The organism is Erythrobacter sp. S158 (assembly GCF_057364915.1).
The window spans coordinates 1,649,777-1,668,208 of the sequence record NZ_CP200279.1 but is presented as its reverse complement, the minus strand read 5'-3'; the positions used below and the strand labels follow the sequence as shown (position 1 = coordinate 1,668,208).

Sequence of the window (18,432 nt, the reverse complement as noted above, 5' to 3'; positions counted from 1 at the left end):
CTCTGGTCAAGCTTTATGAACAAGGCGGCATGGGGGTCATGGCGGCCGGACGCTGTTTCTGACTTCAATTCCCACTCAAGATCTCACCTAATCGAGAGGTGAGCGGTGGTCATCCGCTGGCTCCTGGGTCAGTTGGCCGCTCAGAGGAAACGACTTGGCGCAAAGTCTCGAGCATGGGGGTATCGGTGGGGGTATTTTCCTCTCCATGGCCCAATTTATCGTTGCGGTTCAGATAGTTATGCGTTTACTATATGTTCCTCCTCCGCTACCAGGAAATAGCGTCCGCATTGGTTCGCTCGTGTTCGCATGGGTCCGGATTTTTGAGCCAGACTGCTGATTTCAATGCCAGATGTGCTACCACGCCAGTTCGCCAAGGGCCGCACGCGTCCGCTTGTGTTTGCCTGAAGCCGGGGCAATTTGGGGGTATTCTGAGGGTATTTGAGGAACGAATGAAATCAGGTGATACCCCCAACCGCGAACTCGGGGCGAACAGCGGATTTTCGCGCGAGCGCAACGCTTGTGGCGGACCTTCTCTTAGGAGATCCTTCGCAAAGGTCGCAAATTCACGGCTACGTTCGAGTCCCTGCCCGGGTTCCGAACACAAACAGGCGTGTGGGGACAGGGGAGGGCGACCGTTTCTCGTTCGGATTGACCGGATTTGCCCCAGTCCAAGACGTAGCCGTCCGAGATCTTAGTTCCCGAAAGCGGACACTCTCTGCGGCCATTCCGGCCAAGGAGAATGACAATGACGTATTCACATTTTGATCCTGCCGCTCAAAACCGAGTACCTTGGAATTTCGGCGCGAAGATCGGCCCAAAACGGCCATTCAATCAGAAGCAGATCTGGGCGATCCGTTTCTTCCTAGATCGGGAGGAGCGCATCAGGGACAGAGCGCTGTTTGATTTGGCGATCGATAGCAAGCTTCGAGGTTGTGATCTCGTTGAGCTCAAGATTGGTGACCTAGTGAGTGGTCCGGAAATAAGGACGCGCGCGACGATCACGCAGCGCAAGACCGGACGACCTGTACAGTTCGAGATTGCCGCAGACGCGCGTTCAAGCCTTTTCGCCTGGCTAGAGCTCAGAGGAGGTGACGTCGAGGACTTCGTCTTTCCAAGCCGAGTGGATTACACCCGGCATTTGAGCACGCGGCAATACGCTCGGCTTGTCGACGAGTGGGTTGAAGCGATTGGCCTGCGTCCGGAGGAGTATGGCACACATTCGCTTCGTCGAACGAAGGCCTCGATCATCTACAAGGCCACAGGTAACATCCGAGCGATCCAAATTTTGCTCGGTCATTCCAAGATTGAGAATACGGTTCGATACCTTGGCGTCGACATAGAGGACGCACTCACGCTCGCTGAGAAGACCGAGATCTGACGGGAGTTGGGCGCTGGCCTAAGTCTTGCCAGCGTCCGCTTCTGGGGGTGAAAGCGGAGAGTCTATCTCAACGTCTGAATTAGATTGCCATTACTCTTAAGTGGGTTAGTGTCTTTGTATGCCCAGTTCATCGGACGCCCTTGGTATGCCCTTAGTGCTATGGCAGCAGCCGTGATTGAACGCGGATCGAACGGCATCTGGGGCACGCAGTCCAAGACATGTGAAGTGGAAGGCGTGTGCTTTGCTGTTTATGAGGCGGTGGACGTTGAGATTGAGCCGCATGTCCACGATGACAGCCATCTCATCTTTGTGTTTGAAGGCTCCTATGTAACCGATGCAGCGGCCGCTCCATTGGCCAGCGCGGTCCCGTTGCTAGTGAACAATCCGGCTGGAACAGCCTATCGTGATCACTTTCTGGGTTCAAAGGGCCGCTTTCTCGCGATCAACGTTGCGGTCGAGCATTCTCGCGAAGGGCAGGCATTTGCGTCGCAGTGCCCTGCCGATATCGCGCGCATGAAAGAGGTGGTCGAAGAGCTTGAGTTTGGAACATCTACCGTCATCCTCGAAGAAGTCGCGCAAGCTGTTACGGGGCAGGACACTCCCGAACGCTCGGAAAGCTATCCGGCATGGGTCGATAGAGTGTTCGAGATGGTCATGGATGAGCCGGCTCAGGCCGTCACTCTCACGCGATTGGCTGAGGAGGCGGACATTCATCCGGGCCATTTGGCCCGAATGTTTCGCAAGGCGTTTGGCCGGACCGCAGGCCAATTGGTGAGAGACCGCCAGTTCGAAGTCGCGATAGAGCTCTTGGCGAACACGGATCAACCTCTTGCTGACCTGTCTTTACAGCTGGGCTTCTATGACCAGGCCCACTTCACCCGGTTTTTCCGCCGTTACGCCGGCCAATCCCCTGCACGGTTCCGGAAAAGCGCAGCCAAGGTTTGATTTGTACAAGAATCGCTCCGGCGGGATCCTTAGATTGGGCTATGCAACGTCTAAGGAGCAATCATGAAGCTGTTTCTCACACTTGTCGGTGTTGGCCTCTGCGCCACCGCGGTGCCATGCGCCGGACAGTCAGGAAAGGATTTCGAAGCAGCTTTCTCCGCCGTTGAAACCGGTGATTATGCGGGAACGACCAGCATCGTCGTGATGCAGGATGGCCAAGTTATCGCTGAGCGTTACTTTGATGATGGCGGGCGGGAGGCGCTGCGCAACACACGTTCGGTGACCAAAACTGTCACCGCGCTGCTTGCAGGGATCGCGATATCGGACGGTGATCTCGAGCTTGGTTCGACGATCGGCTCTTTCTTTCCCGCTCACGCATTCCAAAACCCCGATCCGCGCAAGCTGGAGACCACGGTCGAAGACCTGCTGACTATGAGCTCGCGGCTGGAATGCAATGATTCCAACATGTTCTCGCGCGGAAATGAAGAGCGCATGTACCTGGTTGAGGATTGGGTTGGCTTCTATCTGGATCTGCCGATGCGCGGATTTCCGGCGTGGATGGATAGACCCGAAGACAGCCCCTACGGACGCGCCTTTTCTTATTGCACCGCTGGCGTGGTTACTCTGGGAACCATGATCGAAAAGTCCACGGGTCGGCGGCTTGAAGACTTCGCGCAGGCGCGTCTTTTCTCGCCTTTGGGGATCGAGCAGGCCAACTGGCAGTTCACCCCATTGCAGCACGCCATGGCAGGCGGGGGTCTGGAATTGACGAGCCGCAGCCTTGCCTCACTTGGCAACCTTTTGCTCGATCAAGGACGGGCGGGCGAAACGCAGATCCTGTCAGAACAATGGGTGCGCGATGCCTTGCGGCCCCATGCCCAGGTGCCCGACGGCCGAGGCTTTGAATATGGCTACCTGCTCTGGCTGCAGCCGTTTGAATCGGGGGGCCAATCGGTGACGGCTCGCATGATGAATGGGAATGGCGGCAACAAGGTCATCATCCAGCCCGAAACAAACTCTGTGACAGTGATCACGACGACCAATTTTGGCCAGCGCGACGCCCACCAGAAAAGCGAGCGGCTTTACGAAACGCTCCTGCTCCCACTGCTCTATTCGAATGACAGCGGCCTCGAATAGAGCAGACTGTCTTTCAAAATCGCCCATCCACTCTCCGGCATCGGGAACTCAGCAACATGATCAGATCACCCATCGGCATTTTCGCGTTGGCTCTCGCAGGGCTGCCCACTGCCGCGATCTGGGCGCAATCACCATCAGGTGAAAACCAAGCGACGATCAACACGCCTGCCGAGCAGACCATGCTTGAGAACTCGATGATCGGCATTGTGTCCTTTCAAGGCGAAGAAGCGCAGCGCCCAACGATCGAGGAGCGCATGGAGCAGCTCGAGGTGAGGTCAGCGTCGGTCGCGATTTACAGGGGTGCCGAGCTTCACTGGGCATCTGCCTATGGCGAGGCGGAAAATGTGGACACGCTGTTCCAGGCCGCTTCGCTCTCGAAAGCAGTGGCTGCGGTCGGTATTGTCGCTCTCGCACGCGAAGTTGGAATGGACCTCGACGAAGATCTGACGCCCTCCTTTGCTATCTTGCAGGACCCGCGAGTGAATCCCGAAGGTGCTTCGATTACACTGAGGCAGCTTCTGTCCCATTCTGCTGGCACAAGCATCTCCGGTTTTCCGGGATACGACCCCGATGATGATATTCCGAGCGCCCTCGACATTGCGCTGGGCAGGAACGGCTCGACCACGCCCGGTATCCAGATCGACCCGGCCCGCATCGGGCAGCGCATATACTCTGGCGGCGGCTTCCATCTGGCGCAGCTGTGGGCGGAAACGGTGTCTGGCGAGCCCTTCCCGGACCTGATGGAGCGGCTCGTGCTTGAGCCCGTCGGCATGAAGCGCAGCACTTTTGATCTGATCACGCCCGGCGACGAGCGCGCTGCAAATCTGGCGCTAGGTTTTGGAGAGGAAGGTCTGCCTGCCGAGGGTGGATGGCTGCTCTACCCGCAAGGCGCAGCGGCTGGAATGTGGTCTACGCCCAGCGACTATGGCCTGTTCATGTCGGCTCTTATTGCGAGCGTTACGAAAGATGAAGATCGCGGTGTCCATCCCGATGTTGGGCGCGAAGTCCTCACCCCAGCGATTGGATTTACGGGCCTCGCAGTCGGGTTCCAGATCCGCCAGGGCCAAGTGCGGCTGAGCAACTCCGGAGACAATCGCGGCTATTGGAACCATACGATGTCCTTCCCAGCGCGTGGTGACGTGATCGTGGTCATGACCAGTGGCCCGGGCGGTTTCATCTTGATGGGAGATATCAACCGGACGGCCGCCGAAGCTTACAACTGGCCCGCCCTTCCTCTCATCGAGCGCGAGCGTATGGCGTTATCAATCGAAGATCGCGACGAGCTTCGAGGGTGGTATGTCCACCCCGAAACTGGTGAGCCGGCGTTTGACATTTCCATCGATCGAGACGGGAAAATCATCCTGACAACCGATCAGCCCGCTAATAGCATCTATTCCTACAATGGTTCTTTCGAGCTTGTGAAAACAGGCACGAACACCTTCACAAACACACGTTTTGCGAATGAGCTGACAGTTCAGCGCACCGAGGACGGCGAAGTTTCGGTCGTTCGCAGGGGATCGACCTACACAAAAGCGGCGAACGGATCGGAATGAAAATGCAAATCCAACTATCAGTCGCTTCAAAGTCGGTTTTGCTCTGGCTAGGCCTGGCATTGGCAGCGCCGATTCTGGCATCGGAACAGCGCGGTGTGGGGGTCGTGCAAGCCACCGATACGTTCCCAATTGATCAATCGACCAGATTTCCAATGGAGCGTTTCTATCTCTCGGTCCCCGAGCTGCGTTCCAATCCGTCCGGAAGGCGGATTGAGCTTCCCGTCGTCGTCTTCAACGCCTCCTCCGCAAAGGATAGCTCGCCAGTCGTGAAGCTCTCAGGCGGCCCTGGGACTGATGGATTATCAACGGCCCGTTTCCCCGGCGCATATCCGTGGGTGGGGGAGCGCGAATTTGTGGTGTTCGGCCAAAGAGGGACGCACTACGCCAGCCCCGCGCTCATGTGTCCGCAATTCCCAGACGCTTTGAGGGCAGGTTTGCCGCTTTCCGCGCAAGTCGAAGCGGTGAAATCTTGCCGTGATGCTCTCCAGGCGGAAGGTGTGAACCTCGCCGCTTACAACTCTGCCGAGAGCGCGCGAGATATCGAGGATCTGCGGCTTGCGTTGGGGGCGGACAAGCTGATCCTATACGGTGGCTCCTATGGGACCAGACTTGCGCTCGCCTATGCGCGCCAATTTTCCGAACACGTGGAAGCCCTCGTTCTGGATTCTCCGCTGCCGTTCAGCGCTGACTACGACAACGAGCTTGCGACCAATGTCGAAAACGTTTTGCGCGCCATTGCAGACAGATGTGCCGAGCAGAGCGATTGCGCCTCGCGCTTTCCGGATTTGTGGACTGGTTTTGTAGCAGCAATAGAGCGGCTTGATCGTGCCGATGCCCAGGGCGAAGAGCCCACCGCTTCACAAGTGGCGTTCACCATTGCGCCGGGGTCTGCTGCCGATATCGCCATGGCGCCCCAATTGATGGCTGCTGCGGCAGCTGGCGATGTCACTCCATTTGTGAGCGAGCCCGGTCCCATCCGGCCCAGCAATTTTGCCTGGGGGATGCGGCTCTCTGTCTGGTGCAGCGAAACGGGGAGCGAACCCTCCAAGGAACCCGGCCAGCCCTTTGCGGGCATTCGTGCGCCGACTTTTGACCCACAACTTTGCGACGCCTGGGACGTTCCCCAAAGGCCGCAGGAAGAGTTGATCGACCCCTCAGGCGATTATCCCATGCTCATCTTTGCGGGCGAGTACGATGTAACCACTCCGCCAGAATGGGGTGCCAGGCTGCTCCCGGAACACCCCAACGCGCAGGTCATCACGATTCCGGCAGGCTTCCACGGGGTAACAACCAACTGGGGAGGCACCGGGTGTGCCATGTCGATCGCCGCTGCGTTCATTACGGCACCCGAAGATTTCGGCGAGAACCCAGGTGCCTTGGAATGCGTCGGTCGCGAACCCTATCCGGAGTTTTCGTTGGACCGCTGAGATACTTTTTTTGGGGGGAGGCAATCATGGTTGCACTGGAAGCGATGTTCAGCTGGGCGAGCCAGGCCGCAATGCTCGGCTGGATCATCCTGATTTGCTTGCCGAGACGCTGGCCCCAGCTTCTTTTCATCCCGCGCTACCTCATCCCATTCGGATTAAGCCTGCTCTATGCTGGCCTTGCCTTTGCGCATTTCTTCACTGTCGAAGGCGGGGCTACTCCTCGCTCGACCAGGTGAGAACCCTGCTTTCCAAGGACGAGATGCTGCTTGCCGGCTGGGTGCACTACCTCGCATTCGATCTCTTTATTGGCGGCTGGATCGCGGTTGAAGCGGACAAGCTGGGCCTCAACCGCCTGATTCAGGCGCCAATTCTGGTCGCGACTTTCCTATTCGGACCGGTCGGGCTGGCATTGTTCCTGACCATGCGCGCAGGCTATTCCCGCAAGCAGGACGCCAGCGCATGATCGAGAACAAAACTGCCTTTCGAATGCCGCTTATCCCGCAACTGGATGATGACCATGTGACGCGGCTTCTGCTAGTGCTGGGCCTGTTCATGCTGGCGAATTTTGTCGTCTTCCTGCCTGCGTGGGTGCTTGATCCGCGCGTTCTGGATGGTGCCGCCGTCTGGACCAAGCCGCAAAAGTTCCATGTCTCGCTGGCACTTCACTTTGTAACTCTGGCGATCTTGGCACAGCAATTGCCAAGGGACATCAGACGGGGCCCGGTCTTGATCGGCTTCTCTTATGCTGCGGCCGTCGCACTGATTTTCGAATGGGGATACGTCAGCCTTCAAGCCGCGCAGGCAAGGCGATCTCACTACAATTTTGAGACCCAGTTCGAAGCGCTGATGTACCTCTTGATGGGGCTCGGCGCGTTCTTGCTGATCGCAGTTGCGATGGCTCTGGCAGTCCAAATCTGGCGCAAAGGCGATAAGTCCATGGCCGGTTTGCGCTGGGGCTCAATTCTGGGACTGGCGCTTGGCTTTGTTTCGACACTTATCTTCGCCTTCTACATGTCGTCCAATGGGCGGTATGTCGGCGGAGACCTTGACCATGTCGGGTCTGTCGTGCCGTTCTTTGGATGGTCACGCGAGATTGGAGACCTGCGCCCTGCGCACTTCGTTTCGCTCCATTTGATGCAGACGCTGCCGCTTGTCGGTTACATCGCCGACCGGAAAGGTTGGTCGGCGGTGAAGCTGGTCACAGGCACCGCTGTGGTCCAGTTGGCGCTCGCAGCCCTGCTCTTCCTGCAAGCACTCTCTGGCAAGCCAATTTGGCCTGCTTAGTTTCTCTTGCTTGCGCAATTACCGTCCCTGCTAACGCAAGGAACGAGCCGACCGCAGAGTGGGTTCGGTCCACAAATGGGTCGTTAGGCGAAGGTCCGCTCTCCGATGCTTCGAGACCTAAAGCGGACAGTCTGCTTACGGCCCAATTTCTGCCTAGTTGGCGACTCGCGGTTGAATTTTCGTCGAGCACAGAAACAGGTAGCCGCGCACTCGCAACGTCCCGACGCAAAATCAAGTTGGTGGGGGTATCGCTGGGGGTATTAGCAAAAAGCTGAGAGAATTGTCTGAACTATTTCAGGACTTTACTAGTTCCTTATATGTTCCTCCTCCGCTACCAATATCATGCTCTTACGCGTGGCCAGTCATTCTCGCACCACGATTGCGAGCCCCATTGCCGCAATCCATTCAGGCATCGCGTTCAGGTGGAATGATATACGAGCGCTGACAAGCCGATCCAGACCGTGAACATGATCGAATAGGTCCATCGACGCGGCCAAAACCATATGACGACCAGCGTGGCCGCTCCTGTACCGGTTAGCGCGATCAGCGCACTGCGAGCAGCGACCGTTGCCTCGCCCGTGAGCGAGGACTGGATTGCGATGCTGGTCCATTGAGCTGGCAAAAGGGCGAGGAGCCAATTTGGAAGCAATCCCGGCTCCGCAACTGCGGTCAGCACGATGGCAGCCTCACCCGCGACAATTGCGAGAGCAACCAGCCAGCCCTTGTTCGACGCTGACCTGGCGAACAAGGCGCCGCGCGCTGCGAAACTGAAGCTGGCAGCAGAGATGGCCAAGGCGGTAGCAAGGGTGCTCGCTGCGGGCGCCATGCCTACTACGGCTCCAACGACGAGCAGGCTCACCCCTGCCAGCAAGGCGAGCAGCATCCCGACCCAAAGCCGAGTGGCGGTAGCGGCACCAATCATGCCTGAGCCCATGAGACCAACGGCAAGAATTGGCGCGGCTGCCGAGATCAATGTCGCTTGCCCGCCGAGCTCATGGACCGAAATCATCGCTGCCAAGGGCACCACAATGCCAACCAGAGCGGTACAAGCCCAAGCTAGCGACGGAAGCACCGGGGGATGGGCATGGGCACTGGCATTCATTGCGCGGACACTGGTTCACTGGGACTCGATTGTCGAGCGGCAACTATTGCTGTTCTTAGCGCGCGTATCACCGGAGCCGACCATGCCCGGCGATCAAATCAATCCTCGCGCCATGTAGTGGTCAACCGGGGCAGGGGGCTCGCCGGTATCGAGGGACACCTCGGCAAAAGCCTTGTCCTGTGTGAGGAAGACTTTCCCGTTCAGCTCCTCGATAAAATGCGTGCGTTTGAGCCGATCCATCACCGGGCCTTTGACCTCGGAAAGGTGGAGGCCGATCCCTCCGTCGCCGAGCCTGTGGTTGATCGCCTCCAGGCTTTCGAGACCGGAAGCATCGACCTCGTTGACCGCGCTGCACATCAAAATGACATGCCGAACCGAAGGCCGGTCAGCCACCTCCTCCAGCACATATTCCTCAAGCCAACGTGCATTGAGATAGGTCAGCGCCTCGTCGATGCGGATCGAGAGGACGTGCGGTACCGTGAACACCTTGTGACGCGCTACATTGCGGAAATGCTCGGTCTCCGGAATGCGGCCGACAATCGCTGCGTGGGGCCGACTGGCGCGCCACAGGAAAAGGACCAATCCAACCCCGACCCCCGCAATTACACCCATCTCGACCCCCGCGATAAGGGTTATTGCGATGGTCACGACATGCGCTGTGAAATCGGTTTTGGAATAGCGCCACAACTGACCGGGCGTCTTGAGGTCGACGAGACTGAGGACCGCTACGATTATGGTCGCTGCCAAGGTGGCAATGGGCAGGTTAAACAGAAGCGGTGTCAGAAAGAGCGTCGCGAACGCGATTCCGACAGCGGTAAAAGCTCCTGCCGCTGGCGTCTGCGCGCCTGCGTCGAAGTTCACTGCCGAACGGGCGAACCCGCCGGTCACCGGATATCCGCCTGACAGGGCACTTGCGATATTCGCCGATCCCAAGCCGATTAGCTCCTGATCGGGAGAGATACGCTGCCGACGCTTGGCCGCAAGAGTTTGTGCGACCGATACGCTTTCGACAAAGCCGATGATCGAAATGAGCAAGGCTGGGACCCAGAGCTGCTCAATGAGCGAGATATCAGTGCCGGGGAGGGCGAATGGCGGCAGGCCTTGTGGTATCGTTCCGACCAGGCGGACATCTCTGTCTCCCAGGTCGAGCGCGATCACAGCGATTATCGAAAGGGCAACAGCGAGGATCGGGCTGGCTTTGGTGATGAGCTCAGCAGGCCTCTTGCGTAAGCCGATTGCCTGCAAGGCTGACGATCCGCCTTTGCGCACCCAAAACAAGAAAAGGGTTGCCGGGACGCCTATTGCGAGCGTCCAGACATTCGTATCGCCAACAGCCACCGCCAATGAGCCGAGCATTGCGGGCCAGGTATCGCCGCCCGCATCTACGCCGAGAATGTGCTTTATCTGGCTTGTGGCGATAAGGATGCCCGAGGCGGTGATAAATCCGCTGATGACCGGGTGGGACAGCAGATTGGCAAGAAATCCGGCGCGCAGGAGGCCAAGAATTGCCAGCATTGCTCCCGATAGCATTGCCAGAGTGATCGCGGCTTCCAAGTACTCGGCAGTGCCTTGAGCAGCAACTGATCCGGCAGCGCTGGCGGTCATGAGGGAAATGACCGCGACGGGTCCAACAGCCAGAGTCCGGCTTGTGCCAAAGATCGCATACAGCATGAGAGGCAGGATCGAAGCGTACAGCCCAACCACCGGAGGGAGCCCCGCAAGCAAGGCATAGGCAAGGCTCTGCGGGATCAGCATGATCGTCACGATCACCGCGGCCATCAGGTCATCGGCGAGGATTGATCGATTGTATTCGCGGCCCCACTCGAGGATCGGGAGATAGCGCGATAATTTCGATCGCACAGCGCTTGGCTCTCGTAGGATGGTCACGGCCGCTTAGAGCTTTGCCGCTCGATGGATTGCCATCCCAGCTATCATGCTGACGACGAAAATACCGGCAGAGACAGGTTCGACGACTAGCGCGCCGATTGCAGGACCAGGGCACAAGCCAGCAAGTCCCCATCCGACGCCGAACAAAGCTGCTCCCATGACCAGATTGCGGTCAATTTTTCGGGTCTGGGGAAGATTGAACTGACCCGTGATGGCTGGCCTTGTCATGCGTGCCTGGATCAACCACGCAGCGGCCATGACCAGGATAGCGCCGCCCATGACGAAGGCGAGCGTTGGGTCCCAATCTCCAAGAACATCCAGAAAGCCTCGAACCCTGCTTGGGTCCATCATTCCCGAAATCGCCAATCCTGCGCCAAACAGGGATCCTGAAGCGAGTGAAATCAATCCTTCGCGCATCACCAGCCCCATCCTGCAGCGTTTGCGAGCGCCACTGTTATCATGCCGCTGACGATGAATGTGCAAGTCGCGACCAATGAACGAGGCGATAACCGCGACATTCCGCACACGCCATGCCCGCTGGTGCAGCCGCTTCCCAAGCGCGTGCCGAACCCAACGATGATCCCGCCAATCACCAACAGAGCCACGGATGGGGGAAAGTCAGATTGGATTGGCGCAACAAACGCATTCACAAACAGAGCGCCGATCAAGAGCCCTCCCAAGAACAGCCAGGCAGCGAGAAGGGGCAGGCTTGACTTGTTGAGGTCCAAGGCGCGTGCAGCGATCCCACTGATCCCCGCGATCCTTCCAGAACCGAGCAACAAAAGTGCAGCAGCAAATCCGATCAGCAGACCGCCGATGAAGCCTTCCAAGGGCATGGCGTTCGGAAATCCGGGCAGTGTCATAGCGTGTCCACCGGTACCTTGATGTAGCGGATCCCGTTGCTTTCCGGAGCGGGGAAGCTTCCGGCGCGTATGTTCACCTGTACGGAGGGGATCATCAGCTTGGGGGTTGCCAGAGTTGCGTCCCGTTTCGTTCTCATGGCGACGAAGTCATCCTCGCTGATCCCTTCGCGCACATGGATGTTGCCAAGCCGCTGCTCGCCAACACTTGATATCCATCGCAATTCGTCTCGGCCTTTGGGAAGGTAATCGTGATTAAGAAACATCCGCGCGTCGTCGGGTAGCTCGAAAATGCGGTGAATAGAGCGGTAGAGCGTGCGCGCATCACCGCCCGGAAAGTCGCATCGCGCGGTCCCGTAGTCGGGCATGAACAGGGTATCACCGACAAAGGCAGCATCGCCGATGAGGTGGGTCATGCAAGCCGGCGTGTGACCGGGCGTGTGAATGGCTCGCGCGTCGATGTTGCCAACCTTGTAGGTTTCGCCATCGCGAAAGAGATGGTCGAATTGCGAGCCGTCGAGGCGGAAGTCCTCATCGGCATTGAAGAGCTTTCCAAAGACCTTCTGGACTTCGGAAATATGCTCACCAATGGCGAGCTTTCCGCCCAATTCGGACCTCAGATAATGGCCCGCCGAAAGGTGGTCGGCATGGATGTGCGTATCGATGATCCATTCGACCGTCAGCCCATGTGCCCTCACATGCTCGGCAATCTTGTCAGCGGATTTGGTCGAACTTCGTCCTGAGGCCTGATCGTAGTCAAGCAGCGGATCGATGATCGCGCAGCGACCTGTGTCGGGATCAGCCGCGATATGGCTGATGTTGTTGGTTTCAGTGTCGAGGAAAGATGTGACGTCTGGGGTGTTCATGACCCGGCTCCCTCTTCGGCCAGACTAGCGACAAGCGGGCCTTGTGCTTCGTCGCCGCAGAAACGGTGATAGAGAAACTCCATGATGGCGACCGCATCTTCATCAACGATGCGATAGAAGATCGACTGTCCATCGCGGCGGGCCTCGATGATGCCCTCTCGGCGTAGGACCGCCAGTTGCTGCGACATTGCCGGTGCCTTTCGATCCAGCGCCTCTGCAAGATCGCCAGCGGCCATCTCACCTTGAGCCAGATGGCAAAGCGCCATCAGCCGATCGCGATGAGAAAGCAGCTTGAGCAGCGCGCTCACCTTTGACGCAGTCTTCTCCATTTCCTGTAATTGCATAATTCATAAAATATGCAATTACCGACCAATCGTCAAGGGTCCCTGAATTTGACAGGGCTAAGAGATTTGCGCTTACTCGGCTGAAATCCAGGTGCCGCCGAGGGCAAGATTGAGGGCGACCCACTGGTCGATGCGGGCTCGCCTTATTGACACCAGATTGCGCTCGGCGGCGAAGAGGCGCTGTTGAATGTTGAGGACGTCAATCAGCGCGATCTCGCCTTCCTGGTACTGCAATTGAGCGAGAATATAAGCGGTGCTCAATTCCTCTGCGGCGGTTTCGAGTATCAGTTCTCGTCTTGCAAGAACTTGCACTTGGTCGAGATTGTTTTCGACATCCTGAAACGCGGATAGGGCTGTTGATGCGTACAGCTCTATTGCGGCACGACGGTTCGCGTCCGCCTCTTCCTCTTGTGCTCCGCGCAATCCACCATCGAATATCGGCTGAAGCACGCTGCCGACCACCGACCAAAGAAGGCTGGGGCCGTCGAGTATGTTGGTGAGGTCGGTAGAGGTTCCACCCCCGCTGGCGGTTAGTGACACGAGTGGAAGCTGAGCCGCGCGCGCCTGATCAAGATTTGCAAAGGCCGCTGCGACCTGGCGCTCTGCCGCGATTATATCAGGCCGCCTTTCCAGAAGCTGCGACGGAACGCCGGCAGGAGGGGGCGGCGGCGTTTCGGGGAGTCGCACCGACACGATGGCGCGGTCGGCCGGATAGCGACCAAGCAACACCTCAAGAGCGCGCTTGGCAATTCGTGCGCTGACTTGTGCTTGTTCAAGGCTGTCGCGCGCTGTTTCGAGATCGGTCCCGGCTGTTGCTGTATCCTGCCGAGAGGCAAAACCTTCGCGGTATCGCACGCGAACGATCCGGTCGATCTCCGCCAATGCGTCGACCGTCCGCTGAGCAACGCCGACCTGCTGTTCCGCCTCGATCGTCGCGAAATACGCGCTCGCGACACCTTGAGCGAGCGCATACTGCGCAAATCTGAGATCCGCTTCGACGGCCTGCGCGCTGGCATAGGCAGCGTTTCGCCCGGCGCGCACACGGCCCCAGAGATCAACTTCCCACTGCGCCTGTGCAGTGAGCGTGTAAACCGGGTCCTGGATCGCAAAAGGTTGCGGACTGTCAGTGCGATCGACGCTGAAGTTTCCGTTCAACTGCGGGAAGAGCGGCGCACGGGCTTGTCGAACCAGCGCGCGGGCCGCGTCGAGGTTGGCTGCAGCTGCGCGAATGTCGCGGTTGTTGGCCTGCGCTTCGAAAACAAGTTCGGTCAACACCGGATCGCCAATGGCTTCAATCCAGCCGACACGAATTTCTCCGGGAACGCTACCGTCAACCACCCATTGGTCCGGGAGCGTGGGCAGGCTTTCGCTCACGGCCTCCGCAACGTCGCTGTCTGTGCTCAGCGTCGCGCACCCTCCAAGCATCACGCTGAAGGCTAAGAGCGGGGCGAGGGTGCTTCGGTTCACGTTGTTTGCTCCTCACCGGTCTCATCATTGGAGATGCCAAAAACGACAGCATAGACAACGGGAACAATGACCAGCGTAAGCGCGGTCGCGAAGCTGAGACCAAAGACCAGCACAACAGCCATCGACTTGAAGAATGCATCGAAAAAGAGCGGGAGAACGCCGAGGACGGTTGTGCCTGACCCAAGGAGCACCGGACGCACACGGCTGGCCGCGCTATCGACCAGTGCCGTAAAGCGCGGCTTGCCTTCCGAGATTTCGAGGTCGATCTGATCCACCAGAACAATGGCATTCTTGATCAGCAGGCCTGCGAGCGACAGCACGCCAAGGATCGCCATAAATTCAAACGGCACACCCATCAGCACCAACCCGAGCACCACGCCGACGAGCGACAGCGGAACCACCGACCAGATCACCAATGGTTGCCGCAAAGCATTGAATAGGAAGATCACGACAAGGATCATCGCTCCGAAGCCAAATGGTATGGCGGTCATCAGGTTGCCGTTCGCTTCTTCGGAATTACCAGACTCGCCATCCCATTTCAGAGCGTATCCCGGCGGAAGCTCGATTGCCTCGACGGGCCCCTGAATTCTCGCCTGAAGGTCGCCAGCGAGCACGCCGGGAGCGGGGTCGGCTTGCGCCTTGATCGACCAGAGATTGTCGGTTCGGCGAAGGCGGCTGTCTCGATAGATGGTGGCGATGCCATCGGTGACTTGCTCAATTGGAACAGCGGCGCCAGTTGGAGAGATCACCTGGATCGTGCCCATGTCCGACACGTCCTGGCGCTCGTTCTCAGGCGCGCGCGACATGATCGGGATGAGGTCGTCGTTCTCACGATATACTCCGACCTGCTGGCCCGAGTAATTGCGGGCGAGGGCAGCGCCCACATCCGATCGGCTCACGCCTGCGCGACGGCCTTTCACTTCCGAATAGACAGGTTCGATCGCGGGGACAGGCTGGCGCCAATTGTCCTTGATCGCGATCGCACCGCCATCCTCGCGGTAGATATCTTGCGCTTCCCGCGCGAGCCTGCGCAGGACTTCGGGGTCTGGCCCGCTGAAGGTTGCCTCGATCTTTGATCCCCCTCCAGGGCCAAGGATAAATCGCCAGACTTTGCCTTGCGCTTGCGGGAAGTTCGCATCGAGATGGGCCTGCACCTCGGGGATCATGTCATCGAGGCGCGTATAATCATCGACCTTGACCAGAACCTGCCCGTAAGCCGAGTTCGAGCTCTCGAACTGATAGACAAGCATATATCGCAGCGTTCCTCGCCCGACGAGCGAATGGACATGCTCGACCCCGTCAAGGCCAGCAAGATACGTCTCCAGCTCCTTTATGTCGGCATCTGTCTGCTTGATATCCGTCCCTTCCGGAAGCCAGTAATCGACCACCAGTTGCGGCGTGGTCGAAGCTGGGAAGAAGCCCGGCGTGACGAGAGAGAATCCGGCAAGCGATGCGACGAACAGCGCTACCGCCGCGCCCAGGGTCACGAACCGCCGATGAATGGCAGCGGTCACAACTCGTCTGAACGCGGCCATCGCCTTTCCGTCGCCCTTTTCTTCCATCGGAGTGCCGCCCGATCCTTCGTGGCACTGATCCTCGACCGACTTGAAAAGGATCGAGCAAAGAAACGGCGTGAGGGTTATCGCGAAGATCCAGCTGAACATCAGCGAGATCAAGATCACCCGGAACAAGTCACCCGTGAATTCGGCGGTATCGCCTGGCGCCAGCCCAATTGGCGCGAAAGCGAGAATTCCGACAATTGTGCCGCCGAGCAGGGGCCAGATTGAGCGCTTCACCACAACGCTTGCGATGTCGATCAACCGCCGTCCGCGCTGACAACCGGTCAAGATACCATCTGCGACGACGATGGCGTTATCGACCAACATACCGAGCGCGATTATGAGCGCACCGAGCGAAATGCGGTGCATGGGAATATCGGCCAGATACATCGTGCCGAGCGTCGCCGATATCGTGAGAAGCAGGCCAATTCCGATGACGAGGCCTGATTTCCACCCCATGAAGATGAACAGCGTGCCGATCACAATGGCGAGGGCGATGAGGACATTGATGACGAAGTTCGAGACCGACGCATCGACAATCTCGCCCTGGTTGTAGAACTCCTGCAGCACGATGCCCGCAGGCCGCTCGCCTTCAATTTCAGCGAGCCTTTGCGATAGCCGTTCTTCCACCGCAACAATGTTCGATCCTGCGACAGCCGCTACGCCAAGTACAATTGCTGGCTTGCCGTCGAAATAGGCGAGAAACTCGGGCGGGTCCTGATATCCGCGTGATACCTCGGCGATATCGCTGAGCTGTACGGTCCGCCCATCGCCGGGGGAAACGAGCAGGTTCGAAATCGCCTCTACGGAATCGATGTCGCCGGTGGGAGTGATCGTCAGACGCAGCCCGTCGACCTCCGCACTGCCTCCGGCGACCACTGTGTTTTGTGTCGACAATTGTTGGAAGATCGCGTCCACCGTCGTGCCCAGCGCCGCTGCATTCTGGCGGGTGATTTCGACATAGATGACTTCCTGCTGGTCGGCGGCGATATTGACTTTGCCGACGCCATCGACCGCGAGAAGATCCTGCCGCAATCGCTTGGCGTAGTTGCGCAGCTCAGCCATCGAGAAGCCGTCACCCGTCAGCACATAGTAGATGCCGAAAACGTCGCCGAACTCGTCGAAGACCATGCTTGATCCACTGCCGGGCGGCAGGTCGCCGGCCGCGTCACGAACCTTGTTGCGCAGCTTGGTCCAGATGATCTGGAGATCTTCCTTGCTTGGCGAGGCGGAGAATTTGATGTCGACGGAAATCTCGGAGAAACCCGCCGACGACACCGAGCGGATCTCGTCCACTTCGGCCATGTCCTGCAGTGCTTCTTCGAGGGGGGCTGAGACTTCGCGCGCGACTTCTTCCGGGGTTCCGCCGGGGTAGGGGGTAAATACCTGCGCGGTGCGGATGGTGAACTCGGGGTCCTCGAAACGCGGCATATTGCCATAGGCGAACCAGCCCGCGAACAAAGACAGTATAATGACCAGCCACATGATGAGGCGGTTTTTGATGCTATACGCGGCGATATCCATTGAGCGGGCCGCTGCCTTACTGCGCCCAGGGGCGAACCTTGTCGCCTTCATTCAAATAGGTACCGCCCGCTGCGACGATTGTCTCCCCAGTCTGTAGCCCGTCCGTGACCGTAAGGTACTCGCCCACTTCCTGAGCAATCGTCACGTCGCGCCGTTCCAGAGCGCGATCAGGTCCTTTCACCACCCATACATATCGCTGTTCCCCTTCGGCCATGACGGCAGCCAGCGGGACAGCAACGCCGAGCATCTCCTCAGGAACGTCGATGATTTCGGTGTCGAAGAACATCGTTGCCGTCATGCCTGTCAGGACGACGAGGTCTGCCGGCGGTTCAAAGCGAAAGTGTCCCTCAAAAGTCTGCGTTGAACTGTCGGCTTGTCCAGTCGCTTCGCGGAATGTGGCTGGAAACTGGCGATCGGGGGCTGCATCGAGCTCAACGAAGACATTGAAGTATCTGACCCGGTTGGAGTTGAGCACGAAACTCGCAGGGACATTGACCACGGCTTCAACCGCGCGGCTCTGAAGGACAAGAACGGCCTGTTGGGGAGCGACGTTCTGAAATTGCTCGACATAGGTGACGCCAACGAAACCGCTGAACGGAGCGCGAAGGACAGTGTCCGACAGGTTCTTTTTCGCGGTGTCGAGATTTGCCTTGGCAACCTGTCGCTGCGCCTCGCGGCTCTCCACCACGCTGCGAGAAATCGCATCCTCTTCGATCAGGCGAAGTGCACGTCGATACTCGCTGTCCGCGTTCGAATACTGCGCCTCCGCCTGTGCAACTGCGGCTTGAAAGCTTCGCGCGTCAAGCCGGGCGATCACATCGCCGCGCTGGAATTCTTCCCCGTCGATGGCATTCCATTCGACGATCTGGCCGCCAACCTGAAAGGCTAGATCGGTCGTCCGCACCGAGCGCACGACGGCTGGAAGGCTGTTGGCGCGTTGGTTCGAAGCCTGCACCAATGTCAGCAATTTTGCCGGGACTGCCGGTTCTTCGACTGCGATCTCTACATCGTCAGCACATGAAGCCATGCCGAGTGAGAGGATCGCGGCCAGCATCCACCGTTTAATCTGCATAGGTTCCACCACCTTAATGCAAGAGCC

The 18,432-nt window shown here is 58.4% G+C and carries 17 protein-coding genes; 8 read left to right on the top strand and 9 right to left on the bottom strand.

Features of this window, described 5'->3' with window-relative positions; all coding sequences use genetic code 11:
• Nucleotides 1-745 precede the first annotated feature (745 nt).
• The 8 genes from AC0V6T_RS08225 to AC0V6T_RS08190 all read left to right on the top strand — a co-directional run bounded on the left by AC0V6T_RS08225 (nucleotide 746) and on the right by AC0V6T_RS08190 (nucleotide 7,724).
• Nucleotides 746-1,378, top strand: a complete 633-nt coding sequence (locus AC0V6T_RS08225; protein ID WP_486125930.1) for a tyrosine-type recombinase/integrase — start codon at nucleotides 746-748, stop codon at nucleotides 1,376-1,378.
• Between the two features lie 171 nt (nucleotides 1,379-1,549).
• Entirely contained in the window at nucleotides 1,550-2,323 is a 774-nt protein-coding gene (locus AC0V6T_RS08220; protein ID WP_486125928.1) for a helix-turn-helix domain-containing protein, read from the top strand.
• A gap of 63 nt (nucleotides 2,324-2,386) precedes the next feature.
• On the top strand, nucleotides 2,387-3,460 hold the full coding sequence (locus tag AC0V6T_RS08215; protein WP_486125926.1) for a serine hydrolase domain-containing protein: 1,074 nt from the start codon (nucleotides 2,387-2,389) through the stop codon (nucleotides 3,458-3,460).
• Between the two features lie 56 nt (nucleotides 3,461-3,516).
• Complete coding sequence (locus AC0V6T_RS08210; RefSeq protein ID WP_486125924.1) at nucleotides 3,517-5,013, top strand: serine hydrolase domain-containing protein; 1,497 nt, start codon at nucleotides 3,517-3,519, stop codon at nucleotides 5,011-5,013.
• Between the two features lie 152 nt (nucleotides 5,014-5,165).
• Nucleotides 5,166-6,440 carry an alpha/beta fold hydrolase gene (locus tag AC0V6T_RS08205; protein ID WP_486125922.1) on the top strand — a complete coding sequence of 425 codons (1,275 nt, stop codon included), beginning with the start codon at nucleotides 5,166-5,168 and terminating at the stop codon, nucleotides 6,438-6,440.
• A gap of 26 nt (nucleotides 6,441-6,466) precedes the next feature.
• Nucleotides 6,467-6,676, top strand: coding sequence for a hypothetical protein (locus tag AC0V6T_RS08200; protein ID WP_486125920.1), 210 nt, complete (start codon nucleotides 6,467-6,469; stop codon nucleotides 6,674-6,676).
• Nucleotides 6,673-6,903 carry an abscisic acid-deficient protein Aba4 family protein gene (locus tag AC0V6T_RS08195; protein WP_486125918.1) on the top strand — a complete coding sequence of 77 codons (231 nt, stop codon included), beginning with the start codon at nucleotides 6,673-6,675 and terminating at the stop codon, nucleotides 6,901-6,903. Before AC0V6T_RS08200 ends, AC0V6T_RS08195 begins: the two co-directional genes overlap by 4 nt.
• Nucleotides 6,900-7,724 carry a hypothetical protein gene (locus AC0V6T_RS08190; RefSeq protein ID WP_486125916.1) on the top strand — a complete coding sequence of 275 codons (825 nt, stop codon included), beginning with the start codon at nucleotides 6,900-6,902 and terminating at the stop codon, nucleotides 7,722-7,724. Before AC0V6T_RS08195 ends, AC0V6T_RS08190 begins: the two co-directional genes overlap by 4 nt.
• Nucleotides 7,725-8,142: 418 nt before the next feature.
• On the opposite strand, the gene AC0V6T_RS08185 is transcribed toward AC0V6T_RS08190, so the two are convergent.
• The 9 genes from AC0V6T_RS08185 to AC0V6T_RS08145 all read right to left on the bottom strand — a co-directional run bounded on the left by AC0V6T_RS08185 (nucleotide 8,143) and on the right by AC0V6T_RS08145 (nucleotide 18,405).
• Complete coding sequence (locus AC0V6T_RS08185; RefSeq protein WP_486125914.1) at nucleotides 8,143-8,646, bottom strand: hypothetical protein; 504 nt, start codon at nucleotides 8,644-8,646, stop codon at nucleotides 8,143-8,145.
• Nucleotides 8,647-8,919: 273 nt separating this feature from the next.
• A complete protein-coding gene (locus AC0V6T_RS08180) occupies nucleotides 8,920-10,686 on the bottom strand; it encodes a SulP family inorganic anion transporter (RefSeq protein ID WP_486125912.1) in 1,767 nt (588 codons plus the stop codon).
• 33 nt (nucleotides 10,687-10,719) lie between these two features.
• Nucleotides 10,720-11,130 (bottom strand): DUF6691 family protein, encoded by a 411-nt coding sequence (locus AC0V6T_RS08175; RefSeq protein WP_486125910.1) that lies wholly within the window; start codon nucleotides 11,128-11,130, stop codon nucleotides 10,720-10,722.
• Entirely contained in the window at nucleotides 11,130-11,576 is a 447-nt protein-coding gene (locus AC0V6T_RS08170) for a YeeE/YedE family protein (RefSeq protein WP_486125908.1), read from the bottom strand. Before AC0V6T_RS08170 ends, AC0V6T_RS08175 begins: the two co-directional genes overlap by 1 nt.
• Nucleotides 11,573-12,439, bottom strand: a complete 867-nt coding sequence (locus tag AC0V6T_RS08165; protein ID WP_486125906.1) for an MBL fold metallo-hydrolase — start codon at nucleotides 12,437-12,439, stop codon at nucleotides 11,573-11,575. The genes AC0V6T_RS08170 and AC0V6T_RS08165 overlap by 4 nt, the downstream gene beginning before the upstream one ends.
• Nucleotides 12,436-12,768, bottom strand: coding sequence for an ArsR/SmtB family transcription factor (locus AC0V6T_RS08160; RefSeq protein WP_486125904.1), 333 nt, complete (start codon nucleotides 12,766-12,768; stop codon nucleotides 12,436-12,438). Before AC0V6T_RS08160 ends, AC0V6T_RS08165 begins: the two co-directional genes overlap by 4 nt.
• Before the next feature lie 87 nt (nucleotides 12,769-12,855).
• Nucleotides 12,856-14,250 carry an efflux transporter outer membrane subunit gene (locus AC0V6T_RS08155; RefSeq protein WP_486125902.1) on the bottom strand — a complete coding sequence of 465 codons (1,395 nt, stop codon included), beginning with the start codon at nucleotides 14,248-14,250 and terminating at the stop codon, nucleotides 12,856-12,858.
• Nucleotides 14,247-17,333 (bottom strand): efflux RND transporter permease subunit, encoded by a 3,087-nt coding sequence (locus AC0V6T_RS08150; RefSeq protein ID WP_486125900.1) that lies wholly within the window; start codon nucleotides 17,331-17,333, stop codon nucleotides 14,247-14,249. Before AC0V6T_RS08150 ends, AC0V6T_RS08155 begins: the two co-directional genes overlap by 4 nt.
• A 16-nt stretch (nucleotides 17,334-17,349) precedes the next feature.
• The gene (locus AC0V6T_RS08145) at nucleotides 17,350-18,405 is read right to left on the bottom strand and encodes an efflux RND transporter periplasmic adaptor subunit (protein ID WP_486125898.1); all 1,056 of its coding nucleotides are present in this window, start codon (nucleotides 18,403-18,405) and stop codon (nucleotides 17,350-17,352) included.
• Nucleotides 18,406-18,432 lie beyond the last annotated feature (27 nt).